The following is a 17,973-nucleotide window of genomic DNA, read 5'->3' as shown; positions in this document are numbered from 1 at the left end:
ATCATTCATAATTATCAATCACTCGCCCTTGGAAAAAGTTCCAAGTCATTGAATAAAATTAAAGTCAACTGTGAAAACCAGGAAATAGGGAACAACAAGATTTTTGAGATTTTTCACTGGTTTTAACACAGATACAAAAATTGATGTTCAAGGACTTATCTTAAGTTTAACTAGCTTCAGCAATATATTCCCACTGTTCAGTTTTTTGTCTAATTTCTTCTAACTTATTGGTCATTAAATCCCGAATTGCTTCGTGATTTTCGAGTTCAGTAAAACTTGGTTCACCTTGCAATAATTGACGTTGTTGTTCAAGATTTTCTAGTCTTTGCGTGACCTGAATAACTAGGCGGTTAGCTAAGGTAACTTTGTCCAATAACTCCTCATCCTGACTAGGTGGTGTTACAGGGGTATCTAAAAGGTTAATCACTGTCTTAATCTCTGATAATGATAGAGTAAGTTGCCGTTGGTACTCATGGAGAAGATTTGACTCTTTTTGGTATTCTTGAGAGGCTATATTTTTCATGAATTTTATCATCAATTCCGGTAAATTATTGAATCAGATGATAACATCCTTTTTCTTGAAACTCAGATTAATTTTAGACAATTTTAAGAATTATAGGAAAAATTTTGTGACCAATTTCTTAAAAAAAACAAAATTAATTAGCATATTACCCTCTTTGAACTATGTCAGGCCATAAGATAGGAATCAATTGCTTACAATAGAGACAGAGAAAATTTCTTTAAGAATTTGTATCCTAATAGGCGAAGATAGACCCATTATGACGAATGCGATTGTAATCGAGTCCCTAAAAAAAAGTTATGGTGCAGTAGAAGCTGTCAAAGACATCTCCTTTACCGTTCAACAGGGAGAGATTTTTGGCTTACTGGGGCCCAATGGGGCCGGAAAAACCACCATCATTCGCTGTTTATGTACCTTAGCCAAACCTGACAGTGGCCGTCTAGAAGTTGGGGGAATTTCTGTCTTAGACGCGCCAAAAGCTGCCCGTCGTCGTTTAGGTTATGTGGCCCAAGAAGTCGCCTTAGATAAGATGCTAACGGGGCGAGAATTGTTAGAATTACAAGCAGCCCTGTATCATCTCCCCAAACCTCAAGGGAAAGAACGCATTGAACAATTATTGACCTTATTAGATCTCCAGGAATATTGCGATCGCAAAACGGGAACCTATTCCGGGGGTATTCGCAAACGCCTCGACTTAGCTGCGGGATTACTTCATCAGCCCACTGTGTTAGTCTTAGATGAACCCACCGTAGGCTTAGATATCGAAAGCCGTGTTATTGTTTGGGACTTCCTCAGACAACTAAAAGCCGCAGGGACAACGGTTTTGATCACCAGTCATTATCTCGAAGAAATTGACGCATTAGCCGATCGCTTAGTTATTATTGATCAGGGAAAAGTGATCGCCCAAGGAACCTCCACAGAGTTAAAAAACCGTTTAGGAGGCGATCGCGTCACCCTCCGCATTCGAGAATTTTCGCCCTTTCCAGAAGCACAACAGGCCGAAACAATGCTGCAAGGACTCCCTTTTGTCGAAGAAATTATTATCAATACGGCCCAAGGAAATTCTTTAAACTTGATAGTAACACCAGGGAGCAACCCCTTAAGCAAAATTGAAAAAACCTTAGAAACCGTTAACTTACCCATTTTCAGCTTAGCCCAATCTCGGCCTAGTCTTGATGATGTTTACCTGGCCGCCACAGGAAAAACCCTGATGGACGCTGAATTAGCAGCCGCAGGAAGTCGAGATCTCAAAGCCGAGAAAAAACAACAAATGAAGTAAATTTACGAATTAGGAATTATGAGTCAAACCATTACCCCTTCTAAATTTCCAGCCAGTTTATCTCCCAATATTGTCCCCTCTGTGGATGATCAGGAAAACTTTTTGGCAGATTTTGTCCAAGAAACCTTGGCCATGACTAAACGTCTCTTTATTCAACTACAGCGTCGTCCCTCAACCTTAATAGCAGGAATTATCCAACCGTTTATGTGGTTAATTCTGTTTGGGGCCTTGTTTTATAATGCCCCTCAAGGATTATTTGGGCAAGATCTCAACTATGCTAAATTTTTATCCCCCGGCATTATTGTTTTTACCGCCTTTTCTGGGGCCTTAAATGCGGGACTTCCCGTCATGTTTGATCGAGAATTTGGCTTTCTCAACCGTTTATTAGTCGCCCCTTTAGCCTCCCGTTACTCCATTGTGGCTGCTTCTACCCTCTATATTATGGTTCTCAGCTTCATTCAAACGGCGGTTATTGTCGGGGCCAGTGCTATTTTAGGGGCCGGTTTACCCAATTTAGCAGGATTAGGAGCGATCGCGTTAATTGTTTTTCTCATCGTCTTTGGAGTCACAGGATTAAGTTTAGGCTTAGCTTTTGCCTTACCGGGCCATATTGAATTAATTGCCGTGATTTTTGTCACTAATTTACCCCTACTTTTTGCTAGTACCGCCTTGGCCCCCTTATCTTTTATGGCCCAATGGTTACAGGTGGTGGCTAGTTTAAACCCCTTAACCTATGCTATTGAACCCATCCGTTATATTTATCTTAATGGGGAATGGGCTTTCAATAGTGTCGTATTGCAGACCCCTTGGACAGAGGTTAATTTCGCCGGAGTTCTCTTGTTATTACTGGGCTTTGATGCGTTAATATTGTTAGTAATTCAACCGTTACTCCGTCGCCGTTTTGCTTAAGGTAACGCTTTGTAATTGTGTATAGGAGTGAACTTCCATCATGCTGAATAAATCTACTCAAAAACTCGCTTTCGTTTTTACCCTAGTTGGTAGTCTCACAGGACTCGCACCCATGATGGTAGCGCAATCTGTGGATTTCGGTAATACAAATCAAGATCCCTATCAAAGCAATGAAGCTAAACCTAATGGGGAAATGGGCAATTTTATGAATCCTTTGGGATTAATGCACCGTGCTAATTTAGAAAGGAGTCGTGGTGGGGGCGAATTTGCTGAAGATACCATAAATGGACTCAATGAAGCCGCTAAATCTTTTAAAGAAATACAACGGCAACGACTAGAACAACAACTTTCTGGTACTTCCAATCAAGTTAAACCTGAAAATTAAAAATAACTCAAAATCCTGACTAATAATTATCCCTCGCTTGCAATACGGGGGATTTTGTTTTATTATCTGGTATAATTGTATTGATTTATTTCTTATTTAATAATTGATACCGTAGGGGTAATTCATGAATTACCCCTACAAGAGAACAAATCAAGGAGTAAAATAATTAGATAATTGGCAATTAACAGTTAAAAATATTTTTGATTGGTTAATGATTTAGGTGATTAGAGGGAGATTTTAACTTGATGGTTTTATATTCAATTTCAGGAATTCCTACTCTCTCTTTTGCCTGTTCAATTGTCATACTACAAAGTTGACCATTTTCATCTAAATCTATCAATGTATTTTCATCTAAATCTCTTGTTTCTATCGGTGAATTCTTCGAGAAGATGATATATAGTGTGTCTGTATCTTCAAAGTATTGAATTTTCATGATTTTTCCTCTTTAAAATTTCTATCAAAAAAAGCATTATGAACTGTTTCTCCATCCTCCAACAAGATAACTCGTAAATACTTTCCCTCTTTTTCTTCAATTTTCGACCAACAACGAATTCGACCATCATCTTGAATTTGTTTTTTGAGCGGAGATTCAATCGTTCTCTCAATCCACTCTAGCTTAATATCTGCTCTATCGGGGCGAAGTCGCATTACTTTAAAATACTCTGTAAATTTCACTTAATGTTAAGAATAATAATTCTTGTCTATCTTCTTCATTAATTATAGCTATACACAGAAAAAAAAAGATAAAATAAAAATATATTTCAACTTCAATTATCTTTTAAGATAGATAAGATAGATCCACTTACAAGACGTTTGATTAGAGACAGATAAGTAGGGACAGAAAAACTTATGCTTGATATTGCTAAACTTGCCGGAAAAATTCCAGGAATTAGTCAACATTTTAAACAAGAAATGACCGCCAGTTATCAACGGTTAGAACAGGCCCAAATTATTTTACAAGAAACCCAACAAAGACAACAAGAATTAATTGAACAATACAAAACTTGGCGCGATCGCCTTATTTTTTCGGCTGCCATTCCCATCGAACCTTTAGACACTTGTTTAACCATTCCTACCCCTCCCTACAGTCATAGTGTCTTTGCAACAGATGGCTCACAAATTTCCCCTTCTCACCATGAAATTGCCTATTGTTATTTAATTAATGTGGGGCGAGTTATGCTCCATTATGGACAAAATTTACACCCATTACTTGATAGTTTACCAGAAGTTTATTATCGTCCCGAAGATCTTTATGTTTCCAAAAAATGGGGTATTAGGACAGAAGAATGGTTAGGCTATCGTCGTACAGTCTTAGAAGCGCAATTATTATCAGAAATGGGTTGCGGTTGGGTAAACCCTCCAGGGGCCCATTATCAACCAAATTTAGCCATGGTAGATGGTTCTTTAGTGTACTGGTTTTTGGACGGGTTAGCCCATGATGCCCGTGATCTTATTTTACCTCCTATTCAAGAAGCTTGGGAACAATTACGGGCTGCTCGTATTCCTTTGATGGGTTATCTCAGCGCGTCTCGTAGTGTGGAAGGGGTGAACTTTTTACGGTTACATAGTTGTACTTTTGACACCCCAAATTGTGTAGTTAACTGCATGAACTTGGGAGAAAAAAAGGCCCCTTGTCAAATTATTGAACCGTTGCGAGATACTAACCTTTGGGGACAAAATCTTGAACCTGGAGAAAGGGGGCCATTATGGCAAAGTTCGGCCCGTATTTTAGACTTGTATTCTGAACCACAACGCATCTATTTTTGTTATGTAAATGTAGGGACAGAAATTGCACGGGTGGAATTTCCTGCATGGGTAGTGGAAGATGAGGCATTATTGAATCAAGCATTAGGAATTATGTTAGCTCAAGTTAGTAAAGGTTATGGTTATCCTGTTGCTTTGGCCGAGTCTCATAACCAAGCTGTGATAAGAGGTGGAGATAGAGTGCGGTTTTTTGCATTATTGGAACAACAAATGATTCAGGTTGGTTTACAAAATGTGGGAACTTCTTATAAAGAAGCAAGAAAAAGAGGAAGTATTGCATAGTATTTTTAATATATATACCGTCATTTGTTGCAATTACTCGATGTTCTTTCATATTAACTGTTGCCTTTATTGATTTTTTTGCCAATCTTCCAATGCAGTGATAAAAAAACTAGCCGCAGGATGATTTAGGAAAGATTCTAAGGCCGAGATACTTCCTGCTTGCAACGCACTAACAATTTTTTGAGTTAACGTAAAATCATTATTTTCTTTTTAATTATAAAAATAAAAAGATTAAGGTTAATTGTCATAGATTTTGTAAAGGTTGTTTTGTTGATTTATTCTATCATACTTCAATATTATGTTTTTTGTAGGGGTAATTCATGAATTACCCCTACATTATTAAACTGACTTTAGCAAAACTTTTGTTTCAGATTCTCCGACTTTTTTCAATCGCTTACTCATCTCAAATCCTGCTAAACCGATGATTCCCCATTGACTTAATAAGGAGAACAAAACTGACATAATTTGTAAAGATTTTAGGTGATTATTGAGAAACGCTATGCTAAAAAAAGTAAATAACCAAGGGGTAAAAGATTGATGCGGTAGTCCCCCTAATATGCTAAAACAAATGGGCGGAAAAAACATTAAAATTCCCACCACTGCACCAGCGACTAAAGTTTGTTTAGGGATTTTCAGTAATAGAATTCTTTGACCAATTACCGCGTAAATTAAGATCACATTCATGCTTAAAAATAAACCGACGAAAACCCCCAAAGAATTGTTAATCGGAGCCATAATAATTCCAGGAATTAAATACAGAAACATAATCCCTAGATTAAAGGCGATCGCAAGAGTTGAGGGGCTTTTTTCTCCTAAGATTAACTCTTGTAGGAGAGAGCGACGATTTGGTTGATTTTGATGGCGATATCTAGCCCAATCATGTAAAGTTTGACGATTCGGACTGAGGGCAACCATTAAGAAACAAGCAAAGAAAACAATGAATATTTGTAAGACAGCAAAGTTCTCAAAAATATGACGCTCAAAATTGCCATTACGTCCCGATTGAAATACAAAACCTGATACAACAATGATGAAACTTGCTGACAAATAGTAACTATTTAATTTACTAAACCAAGTGGCATTAGGATTACGAAAACGTCGATCTAAGGATTGATTGATCCAATAAGTCCATAAACTATAATTGCCCAAAATGAAGCCAATTCCCAGGATAGGATTTTCCCACAATTGTTGTCCATACCAAGCTAGATTATAAAAACTTTCGTATTGCAAATTTGCTGTATCAGGAGGAAGATAGGTAGACTCAACTAAGTAGGATAATAGATTGCCTGGATAAAACAAGATTATCCAATCTAAGGGAGTATGAGAAACTAATTCACTAGAAGAAAAGGTGATACTTGTCATCATAAATAGGAAGAATAAAATCACCCCACTACCCAGAAAAGACTGAAATCCTCCTAACCCTGAACTGACTGATCCAAATAGTAAAGCTAGACTATAAAAGAAGGCACAACTAGCGATTATTCCCCCATAATAAGCTAAGATTAAGCTAGGAGAAATATGAGCTTGAAATCCTGCAATTAAATGCAAGGGAAATAAGAGCAAACAGAGAAAATAAATAACACAGGGAACCCCTAATATTTTACCCAACAAAATATTATTAGCAGAACGGGGACTTAAACGAATAAAATTAAAAGTCCCTCGATTTTCTTCTCGTGATAAATCTGCAATCAGTAAAAATATGCCAGTAGTCAACAGGATAAATAAACCAACTACGCTTAAGGTGTTAAAAATATCTAACCACCAAAGTTGCCAATTAATGACCCAATTACCAAATAAATCCTGAATACAATATAATTGTTTATAAGGTGCATAAGATCCTGTTGGTGGGGTTGCTGTACAATAACGACTATATTGAAATGGAGGATCATTCAAAGCATCAAGATCTGTGGGAAGTTGTCCACTAAAGGTTAATAAAAGTAAGATTTGACCGAGTATAGCAATTGCTCCTGCAATGCCTAAATTTCGGAAGTTTAACCTACCTTTGACTTCCCGAAATAATTGAGGGTTCCAATCTCCTAATCGATCTAAATAACTGATAAACATTGATAATTCCTCTTAGAATATTGTGTGAGTATTGCTTATTATTTAAGAAACCTGTTTATGTCCTAATTTCAAGAAAATAGACTCTAAATCTTCTTGAGTACAATGAAATTCACAGATAGGAATTCCCGCATTAATCAGCGATCGCAATAATTCTGCACTGTCTTCATCACCTCCTGAAAAATTCACCCGTAAACTATTTTGATGGGGAATAATTTCCCATTCTTCGACTTGAGGAAATGGCTTGATTTCTCGTTTTAATGTCTCTAAATCTCCTAAAGTTTTAATAATAATTTGCTGATGGGATAACCTTTGATACAGTTCTTTAAGAGAGGTACTTTCTACTAAACATCCTAATTCCATGATACCAACTGATGTACATAATTCAGCTAAATCACTGAGAACATGGGACGAAATTAAAATTGTCATCCCAATGGTTTGCAGTACCCGAATAATCTCTCTAAACTGCATTCTCGCAATGGGATCTAAACCAGAAACAGGTTCATCTAATAATAACAAAAGGGGATCATGTAAAATAGTTCTGGCTAAACTTAGCCTCTGTTTCATGCCCCGTGATAAAGTATTAATGCGACTGTCTCGTTTACTGGTTAATTGGACTAATTCTAGGACTTCTTGAACCCGACGACGACGATTAAGGGATTTAAGATGATATAGTCGAGCAAAATAATCTAAATAGTCCCAAACATTGAGATCTTCATATAAGGGAAAATCATCAGGAAGATAGCCTAATTTTTGTTTGAGACGGGGATGACTATTATCTCGTAATAAGCGATCGCCATAGATATAAATTTCCCCAGTGGTGGGTTCTTCTGCTGCGGCTAACATTCGGATTAAGGTGGTTTTCCCTGCACCATTCGGGCCAATTAGCCCATAAACTTCGCCGCTTTCTACCTGTAATTCTACCTTATTAATGGCAACTTGACGCTCAAATTGCTTAGTGAGGTTAGAGGTAGCGATCGCTAGGGTTTCGATCATAGATTAAAACCGTGACTGTACTGTTTTTATTATACAATTTTCTGATAGGGTTGATCATGCCTGTTCTCGTAAACTTTACAAAAATATGACCTTACCTAATCCTAATTCTAATCTTAATGAACCGACTCCAAGGGTTATTCGGACTCGCTCTTTAGAGTTCGACATTCTGAAAACCATTGGTATATTCTGTATTATACTGGCTCATACTTTACCAAAAACAGAGGTTTTTATTTATCAACTGAGAAACTTTGATGTTCCTTTAATGGTCATGGTTTCTGGTGCTTTATTCTGGATAACTTCTGCTAATGCTAATTATTCATACATTCAATATTTAAAGAAAAGGGTAAGTCGCTTAATTCTTCCGATTTGGTGCTTTTGGGTCTTCTTTTTTACTATTAGTATTTTGATCACTGGGGTTCAAGGAGTCCCTTATCCTTTTAGTCTTAAAGAAATCTTTTACTCGTTTACACTGTTAATTGGTGGTGTTGGTTATGTTTGGATTATTAGAGTATTTCTTTTAATTGCATTAATTTCTCCGTTTATATTAACTTTTAAAAAACAGGTTAAAAATAACTGGATTTTTTTATTGTTGATCTCAGTAATTTATGGAGGATACGAAATCTTAGTCAATTGGTTTAATAGTTTACCTCTCATTTCAATATCAAGTTTTAGCGATTTTTTGTATCAAAGAATTTTTATAAGTTTGTTGATGTCTCAAATAATTCTGTTACTGATTCCCTATAGTTTGTTATTTGCTTTAGGCATTGTCATGACTCAAATTCCTCAGAAGAAATTATTGGCAATCGCTTTAGGCTTTGCCATAATATTCGTAACTCTAGCCATCAATTATAGTCAAGATGCTGGCTCTTTTGTTTTAACTCAAAACTATAAATATCCCCCTAGACTTTATTATATTTCTTACAGTATTTTGATGACAATTGTTTCATATTTAATTGCTAGTTATGTCAGTAAGAATCATTCTAAATTTCTCAAAAAAACTTATCTAGAACAAGCATTTATTTATCTGAGTAGTTCATCATTATGGATTTATCTTTGGCATATTTTCTTTTTATACTATTGGAAACCTCTGGTGAGAATATTTGCAATTGATCCTAAAGTTATACCCGAATTTTGGGTAGTTGCTAGTTTATCAATTTTGATGGTTTATTTACAAAAGACAATTGTATCAAGCCTATGTTTAAAATTGCCTTTAGGTGAAAAAGGACTAAAATGGCTAAAAATTGCTTTGCTTCAATAAAATATCAGCATTAATTTCTTATTGTTTTGTTAAGGGTGTTAATTCTTCGGTAAAAATTGGGTACTGCTAAGGATAGATGCCTCTCTTTTGAATGCTAGAGACAACCTATGTCACTAAATTTACTGAACGACGGACAAAAGGCCCTGCAAAAACAACAATATCCCGAAGCAGTTGCCCTATTAGCTAATTTTTGCCAGAATTATGAAGATCGGCAATCACCCTTTTATCTGCAAGGGTTAATCGCTTTGGCCAGAGCATATCGCGGTAATGGCCAACAAGAGAAAGCGATCACCTTAGCCCAAACCTTGGTTAAACATTCTAATACAGAAATTCGGGAATGGGCCCAAACTTTTCTGTCTGTGGTTAGTAAGGATACTATTGCTAGTCGTCAAGAAGATAATTCTCACCAGTTTCACCAGATAGCAGGAAGGGCGAAACAAACGGGTATTAAGTTAATGATGCCAAAAATCGCCGATAGTCTCAAATTCGCCTCTGGTTTCACGATTATTCTCCTATTGGGGATGGTTTTAGCCCTCTGTTTCGGTCTATTTTTTATTGTCGATAGCAAAAACCCTGGTCTGGGATTAATGATCTCGATTGCTGTTACTTTAGTGTTTAATGGGGTAACATTTTTCCTTTCTCCCTTGATTATGGATCTTACCCAACAATGGCTTTACAAAACCCGTTGGGTCAATTTAGCAGAAATTAAACGTCAGAGTCCCGAAGCAGCAGAAGTGATTTTGCGTATCTGTCGAGAGAGAAAATTATCTCATCCCCGTTTAGGAATTATTGACGATCAAAACCCCACTGCATTCACCTATGGTTCCTTTCCTAGTAATGCGCGTGTAGTGGTGAGTCAAGGATTATTTACTTATCTTGATGATGATGAAATTGCCGCAGTTTATGCTCATGAATTAGGGCATATTGTTCATTGGGATTTTGCGATTATGACCTTGGCTTCTACTTTAGTACAGATTACTTATTTGATCTATTTATTTGTCAGGGAATTAGGCAGAAAAGGCGATGATGATAATAAGTTAAAAGATGGGATAAAATTTGCATCAATCGCGGCTTATATATTCTATGTTATTGGCACTTATTTGATGCTTTATTTATCGAGAACCAGAGAATATTATGCGGATCATTTTGCAGCAGAAATTACCGGAAACCCTAATGGACTGTCACGGGCCTTGATTAAAATTGCTTATGGTATCACAGAAGAATCCAGCAAAAATCCAGAACCAAGTAGATTAATGGAAGGAACCCGCGCCCTAGGAATTTGTGATGTAAAAGGAGCAGCATCTGCGGGAACAATTTATCAAATTACCTCAGATTCTCAACGGTTAGGAAAAGTATTTATTTGGGATTTATTTAACCCTTGGGCTAAATTAACTGAGTTAAATTCTACCCATCCTTTAACGGGAAAACGGATTCAAGCATTATGTACTTATGCTGAGCAAATGGGCATCGATTCTCAGTTTAATATGTCGAGTATTATTAAAGAAGGAAATAAACTTAACAGAAATAAACTTTTAAATAATTTTATTTTTGAATTAATTCTAAGTAACAGTCATATTATTGGGGGATTATTAGGATTAATTTTCGGCATTATTTTGACAAATACTACTAATAATATATTCCTTTTATTTAGTTTTCTTGCCTTTGGTTTTGGCTTAGGATTAATCCTGAAAACTATCTTTATCTATCCTGATTTTCAAAAGTCTCCTGACTCAGATATTTTTACTTTAATGTGTGATCCCTACAGTAGTCCTGTCAGGGGTAAACCTGTCCGACTTAAAGGTAAATTAATTGGTCGCGGTGACGCAGGTTATGCCTTTGGTTCGGACTTAAAATTACAAGATAGAACGGGAATGATTTTTGTCCGTTATGCCTCTCGTTTTGGTGCCATTGGTAACTTCTTTTTTGGCGCAACTCAAGTTAAAGATTTAATTGATAATTCTGTCGGAACGGTGGGATGGTTTCGCAGAGGTGTTGCCCCTTGGCTAGATTTAATTGAGTTATCAACTGGCGAAAAAACTGTCAAGAGCTATCATAGATTTGGTTCTTTAGTAACGGGAGCAATTATTATTATCATAGGTCTTATCTTACCCTTAATATTTCACTGATTTTAGATTGAGTTTCTTAAACAATTATTAATTATCAATTATTAATTATTCATTGATAAGTTCACCTTTTCTAAAAATTGCCCCACAATAATTCTAAATTTATCCTTACCTAAACACTCACTATAACCCATGATTTTTAGTAAGCGATTTTCATCAAATTCCGTTTTAATTTCTGGATTTCCGCAGGGATAAAAACTAATCTTATCTTTTAATGTTTCGTTGCTTTGTGCATGGCGATTAATTTCTAAGAGTAAAATTAAAACATTTAATCCAGTATAAATATCTACCTGTCGCTGCCCTCTTTTTAGATCATATTTCTGTAATTGCCTTGCTTTTTTCAAGGGTAACATATCATCAGCACTATCAAAAGATTCGATAAATTCTCCGTCACTCCAACTTAAATAAAACTCATACAATCTTTCATATAATGTAACCCAATTAAGATCGCGCTGTCTTAATAATGGCATCAAATAACTCATCACTTCATGGGTTAAATTTCCCCCTCCAAATAAGTCATAAACTTGCCATCTAAATTCTCTATCTTTAACAAAATAAGTCTTTTTACTACTACCTCCTTTTTGTGTCCATTCTTCCATACTTTCGGCTAAACATTCGGCTCCCAAAAATTCCCCAAAACTCTTATGAAAGAATTCTATAAAATTATTAACATCGGTTGATTTTTTAAAATGAAAAACAGCTAAAGTATTTTTAAGAGGATTTTTTTCTTTACTTTCTCTCGCCTTTTCAATTAATTCTTTGGCACTTTCATCACCTTTGTCTAATAAGCGATCTTCAACCATTTGTAATAAAGCACTTTCTTGTCCTGATTGTAATACACAAAATCCCGCTTCTGCTAAAACACTATGTAAATCTTCAATTTCTAAGGAAGAAAGCTGTTCATTAAAGTGTTTATTCCGTTGTTTTGTTAATACCCAAGCAACAGCTTTTTGATAAATATTGACCTTGATTTGTTCTTCTTCTCCTCTGATAAAATTGTCTAAACTTACCTGTTTATCTCGGTGCATTGCTCCTAATAAATACAACATTAAAGGTTCTCTTGATAAGTTTTTAATAGTTTCAGGACAACGCTGATTAAATAAAAATTGACGGAATTCTTGTGCTTCTTCTCGACCAACTATTTGCCCCCATTTTTCTAACCATTTGCTTTGGGTTTCATCATCCATTAACGCCAAATTAACCCATTCTAAATTATTCGACATTAATTGTTGAATGATTTCAAAGGATAAAGGTCTTCCTGTTATAATAATGCGATGACCTTGATCTGGATTTTCTTGACATTGTTGTTGGAAATGGGCCACCTGCTCTAAAAAATATTGTAAACTGTCTTTTTTTTCTGATTCTAAAATTAGTTCGTCAAGTCCATCTAAAATGAAAAGAAAGCGAGTATTTTTATCAGTTAACCAATTGTGATCACCTGTGGCAAATTCCCAATTAATGGCAGATGATAAGGTTTTTTCAAAGTCGCTTTTAAGAATTTTAAGATCTCGTAATCTAATTAAAATAGGTGTATAAATGGGATGTAAATATTGCCGTACTCGTCCAGCAAACATTCGACAAAAGACGCTTTTTCCTCGTCCTGATCCACCTTGAATAAATAAAACTTTGCCCGCTTGATGAGGATTCAATAAATGATTAATTGCCCAAGTTTCAATATTCTCAGAAGGATTATTATCAGCAACAATTCCCTCAATTACTGCTTGAATTTTCAAGGGAATATAAAGATTATTAAAACTAAAGAATTCATCAAAAACTTTCCCTAAAGGCTCTTGATCAATTTTCTCTTTAAGATATTTTTCTATTCCATAATTAAAGGTTAGTTCTTGTTGCCAATCTTTCCCATAAATAGGAGATAAATTGGGAATTTTATCTTTAATTTTAGCAAAATTTGGTTTAAGATAACGATGAGTTTTTCGAGAAACCCTTTCAACAATTATTTGAGCCTTATTTTCAGAAATTCCTGATTCTTCTAACCGTTGTTTTAGTACGTCATTAAATTGTTTAGATAACTGGGATTCATGAAAACAAATTAAGGCTTGTTCAGCATCTTCTCGTTCTAAATTAAGGGTTTGACCCAACTGTTTGATTTTTTGAGATGTGGCTGCTGAGGCAGGATCTTTGCTTAGGGTTTGTGTTAAGTCAAAATTACTTCTAAAAAAACTTTGAATACTTTCTAAATAAGCGGTTTGTGCAACTAATCCAATACTTTGTTCTAGGGTTACTTCTTGTTGATTTTTCTCAAAAATATAAGTTATAATACCAGTAGCCATAGAAACAAAAGGCAAGGAAGCTGCTGCCACTTGACCCAAGGGAGCATTTAAAATATCCAGAAAAGAAGAAACTTGATTCGCTACTTCTTTAAAAGTTTCGTTATCCTTATTTTCTTTGAGAACTCTGGCTAATTCAAAGACCTGTTTACTAGCTTCAACCCCATCTTTAACCGACTCACTCCATTTAATTAACATATCAATATTAACGATTACAAAAGAATAGGGAACGAGCAACAAGATTTTTTTGTTTACTTTCTTGATGCCAGTTCCCCGGAAATTAGACAGGAGTTCCTGTTAGATTAGCAATGGGTTGATGGGTTAAACAATGCCAATAGCAGGTAAACAAATTAGGTTGTTGAGATCTTACAGAGGCGATAGTGGGGGCAGCAGGAAACGGCCATAAACGATCAAACACAATAGTTTGGCCTTTTAAACGAAATTGCAGCAGATAAACAGAAGGAGGCGCATCTAGGGATTCCAATAATCCTTGGGCCAAATCGTACAAAGGACGACGCAAACCCCGATCAAGGTTGATAGGTTGCTCATAAGAATTAGGAAATGCCCCTTCCCCAATCACTTCCCCATAGACCAATTCCGTTGGGGTTAAGGCCACAGGTAACCATAAATCTCCTAACCAAGCATCGCCAATACTGGTTTTGTGGCCCAGTTTTTTTTCAACCCATTGTCGTCTGGCCTTAACATCCTTACAATCTTGATAAATTTTTTGTCCAGGAAAAGGCAACCAAGCTGGAATATCAATCGTCAAGGGACAATAGATCAAATTAGCATCAGGCCTTTGGGGCTTGAAGTTTTTTGACCACAGGGTAGCGGCCGCCATTACTTCAACTTGAGTAGTCGGGGAATCGGCGGCGATCGCGGCTTCAAGGGCCATCACCATTTTTTCCGTTGCAGGGGAGGCCAAATAGATTGTGCCTTCTGCTTTTACTTCAGCATTGACGATAATTAAAGCTTTACGCATATCCGTTAAATTAGTGAGCGAATATTGTCTTGTCAGTCAGGGGAACGAACTTACCACACCTCATAAATAGATTACCCATCATTACCGTTGACGATACACAGGCAAAGTAAAATGAAAACAACTGCCTTCTCCGAGAACACTATCAACCCAAATTTGGCCATAATGGACACGAATAATTTTACGGCATAGAGAAAGGCCTAATCCATACCCTTCTTTTTCTTGATCTCGTTTCAACCGGAAATGACCTTCAAAAATTCGCTCCCGCTTTTCTTCGGGAATGCCTGGCCCGGTATCACAAACACTAACTTGTATTTTTTGGGTAGTACGGTGGAGAATTGAGACAGTCACTTCTCCACCCCCTGGTGTATATTTAATCGCATTCTCAAGCAAATTGACAATCACCTGACGAATTAATTCTTCGTCTGCGTAGACTTCGGGTACATCCTGGGGGATGTCCTTACTTAATTTTAAGGTTTTTTCGGCCAATAAAGTTTGATATTGCCCTAAAATTTCTTCAGACAAAGCAGGTAAGTTAACTTGAGTGCGGTGTACCTCCAACTGAGCATTCATGCTTTTCGAGGCCTGTAAAATGTCTGTAATCAGACGGTTCATCACCCGAAACTGTTTACGGGCCTGTTGATGAAGTTGTTCTTTGAGTTTATGATGACGGGCCGTATTTTCTTGATTCTGAACCAGTTCTAGGGTTTCAACAGCAATAGAAACAGCAGTGAGAGGGCTGCGTAAGTCATGGGCTAACATTGCTAAAACCTGGTCTTTAAATTTTAGCTGTTCTAATAATTCTTCTTTATCTTTTTTGAGGCGAAAAATCTCATCAGAGAGGCGCATTAATTCGGCTGAATAGCCCACGGAGTTGATTGTACCAGAGGAATGATTCTCGTCTTGATGATTGAGGTTGATGGCCTTTTGCTGTTCTAGGGCCCCTTGCCATTTCGGATACCATTTCCTGAGTTGATTCACCAAATTGCTGCCCGCGAGGGTTTGTTTTGGTGCTGGTGCTACTTTCACTAAGGCCGGGGTAGCCACTAGACGAAAATGCTCCACAAGATGAGGTTGTTCGTGAATTTCGATGACTTCTAGCTCACAAGGATAATCTTGGGTGACTGTTTTGATATAATCTCGGATTTGCTTAATATGTTCATGAGAACTGGGACGCTCATCGACAAACAACAGTAGCTGAATCGATGGGGGCGCAGGCTGAGAGAATTCAATGGTTGTTTGGAGGTTGGGAGGTTCTAGCACTGCAACTCAATACTATATACTTACAATTAGGTTAGACTCTATTTCGAGCCGACAGCAAGCAGGAATTGGATTGATTCTAATGTTTATTGGAACCATTGGACAATTTTTTTGCAAGGCTCGGTCAGAAAAAGCTTTTTTTCTTATCCATTCTATTCTAGAATCTTAAGATAGTATAAAATCAACTAGACTTAATCTTAAAGTTTAACCGTAAAAACGTAAATCGTCACGATTGGGAATTACTATGGCTCTTGGCTACGTCGCCCTTGTCCTTCATGCTCACTTACCTTTTGTTCGACACCCGGAAAGTGACTATGTTTTAGAAGAAGAATGGCTTTATGAAGCCATCACAGAAACCTATATTCCTCTCCTTCATGTGTTTGAAGGACTTAAGCGGGATGGCATAGATTTCAAGATCACCATGAGTATGACACCGCCTTTGGTGTCGATGTTGCGCGATCCTTTATTACAAGAACGCTACGACGAGCATTTAGCGAAATTACAAGAACTTATTGAAAAGGAAATTGAGCATAACGAACATAACGGCCATATTCGCTATTTGGCTGAGTTTTATCACAAGGAGTTTGCTCAAGTTCGGGAAACCTGGGAACGCTATGACGGGGATTTGATTTTAGCGTTTAAACAGTTTCTGGATAGTAATAATCTGGAAATTATTACCTGTGGGGCGACTCATGGCTATTTCCCCCTGATGAAAATGTATCCCCAAGCGGTTTGGGCCCAAATTAAGGTCGCTTGTGAGCATTATGAGGAAACTTTTGGCCGTCCTCCCAAGGGGATCTGGTTGCCGGAATGTGCTTATTATGAAGGGGTAGAACGGATGCTGGCGGATGCTGGTTTACGTTACTTCTTGGTAGATGGTCATGGGATTTTATATGCTCGTCCTCGCCCTCGTTATGGCACTTATGCCCCCATCTTTACGGAAGCAGGGGTGGCGGCCTTTGGACGAGATCATGAATCTTCTCAACAGGTTTGGTCTTCTAAGGTGGGTTATCCTGGTGATCCTGAATATCGGGAATTTTACAAAGATTTAGGCTGGGAAGCCGAATACGAGTATATTAAACCCTATATCATGCCCAATGGTCAGCGCAAAAATATTGGGATTAAATATCATAAGATTACCAATCGTCAGGGCGCGATGTCTGATAAAGCTCTTTATGACCCCTATTGGGCGAAGGAAAAGGCTGCCGAACACGCGGCTAATTTTATGTACAACCGCGAGCAACAGGTGGGGAATTTGGCGGGAATTATGCAACGTCCCCCTCTGGTGGTATCTCCCTATGATGCTGAGTTATTTGGTCACTGGTGGTATGAGGGCCCTTGGTTTATTGATTACCTGTTCCGTAAGTCCTGGTATGACCAAAATACCTTTGATATGACTCATTTAGCGGACTATTTACGGGATAATCCTACTCAACAGGTTTGTCGTCCTTCTCAGTCGAGTTGGGGTTATAAAGGGTTCCATGAATATTGGTTAAACCATACTAATACCTGGGTTTATCCTCATCTCCATAAAGCAGCAGAACGGATGATTGAATTGAGTTATCGGGAACCTGCTGATGAGTTGGAATGGAGGGCTTTAAATCAGGCCGCCAGGGAGTTATTATTAGCTCAATCTTCTGACTGGGCCTTTATTATGCGGACGGGAACGATGGTTCCCTATGCAATACGTCGGACGCGCTCGCATTTACTGCGACTCAATAAGATTTATGATGATCTCAGAGAAGGTAAGGTTGATTCTGGTTGGTTAGAAAAGGTGGAAGAAATTGATAATATCTTCCCCAATATTAATTATCGAGTTTATCGACCTTTATAGTCTGAGGAAATTAGGAAGATGGATGATTCCTTCTT

Annotated in this window: 15 protein-coding genes; 7 read left to right on the top strand and 8 right to left on the bottom strand. The window is 37.3% G+C overall.

Features of this window, described 5'->3' with window-relative positions; genetic code table 11:
- Nucleotides 1–166: 166 nt before the first annotated feature.
- Entirely contained in the window at nt 167–523 is a 357-nt protein-coding gene (locus VB691_RS00580) for a hypothetical protein (RefSeq protein WP_323289512.1), read from the bottom strand.
- Nucleotides 524–779: 256 nt separating this feature from the next.
- Here VB691_RS00580 and VB691_RS00575 point away from each other — a divergent pair, with 256 nt between their 5' ends.
- The 3 genes from VB691_RS00575 to VB691_RS00565 are packed head-to-tail and all read left to right on the top strand — an operon-like array spanning nt 780 to nt 3,093.
- The gene (locus VB691_RS00575; RefSeq protein ID WP_323289511.1) at nt 780–1,799 is read left to right on the top strand and encodes an ABC transporter ATP-binding protein; all 1,020 of its coding nucleotides are present in this window, start codon (nt 780–782) and stop codon (nt 1,797–1,799) included.
- Between the two features lie 18 nt (nt 1,800–1,817).
- Nucleotides 1,818–2,708, top strand: coding sequence for an ABC transporter permease (locus tag VB691_RS00570; RefSeq protein WP_323289510.1), 891 nt, complete (start codon nt 1,818–1,820; stop codon nt 2,706–2,708).
- 40 nt (nt 2,709–2,748) lie between these two features.
- The gene (locus VB691_RS00565) at nt 2,749–3,093 is read left to right on the top strand and encodes a hypothetical protein (RefSeq protein WP_323289509.1); all 345 of its coding nucleotides are present in this window, start codon (nt 2,749–2,751) and stop codon (nt 3,091–3,093) included.
- Between the two features lie 208 nt (nt 3,094–3,301).
- Here the strand turns inward: VB691_RS00565 and VB691_RS00560 are convergent, their stop codons facing one another.
- A complete protein-coding gene (locus VB691_RS00560; RefSeq protein ID WP_323289508.1) occupies nt 3,302–3,526 on the bottom strand; it encodes a DUF2283 domain-containing protein in 225 nt (74 codons plus the stop codon).
- Nucleotides 3,523–3,741 (bottom strand): hypothetical protein, encoded by a 219-nt coding sequence (locus VB691_RS00555; RefSeq protein ID WP_323289507.1) that lies wholly within the window; start codon nt 3,739–3,741, stop codon nt 3,523–3,525. Before VB691_RS00555 ends, VB691_RS00560 begins: the two co-directional genes overlap by 4 nt.
- Before the next feature lie 201 nt (nt 3,742–3,942).
- Here VB691_RS00555 and VB691_RS00550 point away from each other — a divergent pair, with 201 nt between their 5' ends.
- On the top strand, nt 3,943–5,139 hold the full coding sequence (locus VB691_RS00550) for a DNA double-strand break repair nuclease NurA (protein WP_323289506.1): 1,197 nt from the start codon (nt 3,943–3,945) through the stop codon (nt 5,137–5,139).
- Between the two features lie 339 nt (nt 5,140–5,478).
- Here the strand turns inward: VB691_RS00550 and VB691_RS00545 are convergent, their stop codons facing one another.
- Nucleotides 5,479–7,203 carry a hypothetical protein gene (locus tag VB691_RS00545; RefSeq protein WP_323289505.1) on the bottom strand — a complete coding sequence of 575 codons (1,725 nt, stop codon included), beginning with the start codon at nt 7,201–7,203 and terminating at the stop codon, nt 5,479–5,481.
- Nucleotides 7,204–7,245: 42 nt separating this feature from the next.
- Nucleotides 7,246–8,196, bottom strand: a complete 951-nt coding sequence (locus VB691_RS00540; RefSeq protein ID WP_323289504.1) for an ABC transporter ATP-binding protein — start codon at nt 8,194–8,196, stop codon at nt 7,246–7,248.
- A gap of 85 nt (nt 8,197–8,281) precedes the next feature.
- Between VB691_RS00540 and VB691_RS00535 the strand changes: the two genes are divergently transcribed.
- On the top strand, nt 8,282–9,454 hold the full coding sequence (locus VB691_RS00535) for an acyltransferase (RefSeq protein ID WP_323289503.1): 1,173 nt from the start codon (nt 8,282–8,284) through the stop codon (nt 9,452–9,454).
- 107 nt (nt 9,455–9,561) lie between these two features.
- Nucleotides 9,562–11,580 (top strand): zinc metalloprotease HtpX, encoded by a 2,019-nt coding sequence (locus VB691_RS00530; RefSeq protein WP_323289502.1) that lies wholly within the window; start codon nt 9,562–9,564, stop codon nt 11,578–11,580.
- Between the two features lie 41 nt (nt 11,581–11,621).
- On the opposite strand, the gene VB691_RS00525 is transcribed toward VB691_RS00530, so the two are convergent.
- From VB691_RS00525 to VB691_RS00515, 3 genes are all read right to left on the bottom strand, one after another.
- The gene (locus VB691_RS00525; protein ID WP_323289501.1) at nt 11,622–14,063 is read right to left on the bottom strand and encodes an NACHT domain-containing protein; all 2,442 of its coding nucleotides are present in this window, start codon (nt 14,061–14,063) and stop codon (nt 11,622–11,624) included.
- Between the two features lie 82 nt (nt 14,064–14,145).
- Nucleotides 14,146–14,847, bottom strand: coding sequence for a hypothetical protein (locus VB691_RS00520; protein ID WP_323289500.1), 702 nt, complete (start codon nt 14,845–14,847; stop codon nt 14,146–14,148).
- An 81-nt stretch (nt 14,848–14,928) separates the two neighbouring features.
- Nucleotides 14,929–16,107 carry a histidine kinase gene (locus VB691_RS00515; RefSeq protein ID WP_323289499.1) on the bottom strand — a complete coding sequence of 393 codons (1,179 nt, stop codon included), beginning with the start codon at nt 16,105–16,107 and terminating at the stop codon, nt 14,929–14,931.
- 241 nt (nt 16,108–16,348) lie between these two features.
- Between VB691_RS00515 and VB691_RS00510 the strand changes: the two genes are divergently transcribed.
- Nucleotides 16,349–17,938: a glycoside hydrolase family 57 protein gene (locus VB691_RS00510; RefSeq protein ID WP_323289498.1), complete on the top strand. Its 1,590-nt coding sequence runs from the start codon at nt 16,349–16,351 to the stop codon at nt 17,936–17,938.
- The last annotated feature ends 35 nt before the right edge of the window (nt 17,939–17,973 follow it).

It is taken from the genome of Crocosphaera sp. XPORK-15E (assembly GCF_034931425.1).
Classification (GTDB): domain Bacteria; phylum Cyanobacteriota; class Cyanobacteriia; order Cyanobacteriales; family Microcystaceae; genus UHCC-0190.
Note: the sequence above shows the minus strand (reverse complement) of the source record. Positions and strands in the feature narration are given on the sequence as shown.

Bases quoted from the DNA above. Each gene is read 5' to 3' on its own strand.
- VB691_RS00525 (WP_323289501.1), bottom strand. From the start codon at position 14,063: ATGTTAATTAAATGGAGTGAGTCGGTTAAAGATGGGGTTGAAGCTAGT.
- VB691_RS00545 (WP_323289505.1), bottom strand. From the start codon at position 7,203: ATGTTTATCAGTTATTTAGATCGATTAGGAGATTGGAACCCTCAATTA.
- VB691_RS00560 (WP_323289508.1), bottom strand. From the start codon at position 3,526: ATGAAAATTCAATACTTTGAAGATACAGACACACTATATATCATCTTC.
- VB691_RS00570 (WP_323289510.1), top strand. From the start codon at position 1,818: ATGAGTCAAACCATTACCCCTTCTAAATTTCCAGCCAGTTTATCTCCC.
- VB691_RS00520 (WP_323289500.1), bottom strand. From the start codon at position 14,847: ATGCGTAAAGCTTTAATTATCGTCAATGCTGAAGTAAAAGCAGAAGGC.
- VB691_RS00530 (WP_323289502.1), top strand. From the start codon at position 9,562: ATGTCACTAAATTTACTGAACGACGGACAAAAGGCCCTGCAAAAACAA.
- VB691_RS00535 (WP_323289503.1), top strand. From the start codon at position 8,282: ATGACCTTACCTAATCCTAATTCTAATCTTAATGAACCGACTCCAAGG.
- VB691_RS00565 (WP_323289509.1), top strand. From the start codon at position 2,749: ATGCTGAATAAATCTACTCAAAAACTCGCTTTCGTTTTTACCCTAGTT.
- VB691_RS00555 (WP_323289507.1), bottom strand. From the start codon at position 3,741: ATGCGACTTCGCCCCGATAGAGCAGATATTAAGCTAGAGTGGATTGAG.
- VB691_RS00510 (WP_323289498.1), top strand. From the start codon at position 16,349: ATGGCTCTTGGCTACGTCGCCCTTGTCCTTCATGCTCACTTACCTTTT.
- VB691_RS00575 (WP_323289511.1), top strand. From the start codon at position 780: ATGACGAATGCGATTGTAATCGAGTCCCTAAAAAAAAGTTATGGTGCA.
- VB691_RS00580 (WP_323289512.1), bottom strand. From the start codon at position 523: ATGAAAAATATAGCCTCTCAAGAATACCAAAAAGAGTCAAATCTTCTC.
- VB691_RS00540 (WP_323289504.1), bottom strand. From the start codon at position 8,196: ATGATCGAAACCCTAGCGATCGCTACCTCTAACCTCACTAAGCAATTT.
- VB691_RS00550 (WP_323289506.1), top strand. From the start codon at position 3,943: ATGCTTGATATTGCTAAACTTGCCGGAAAAATTCCAGGAATTAGTCAA.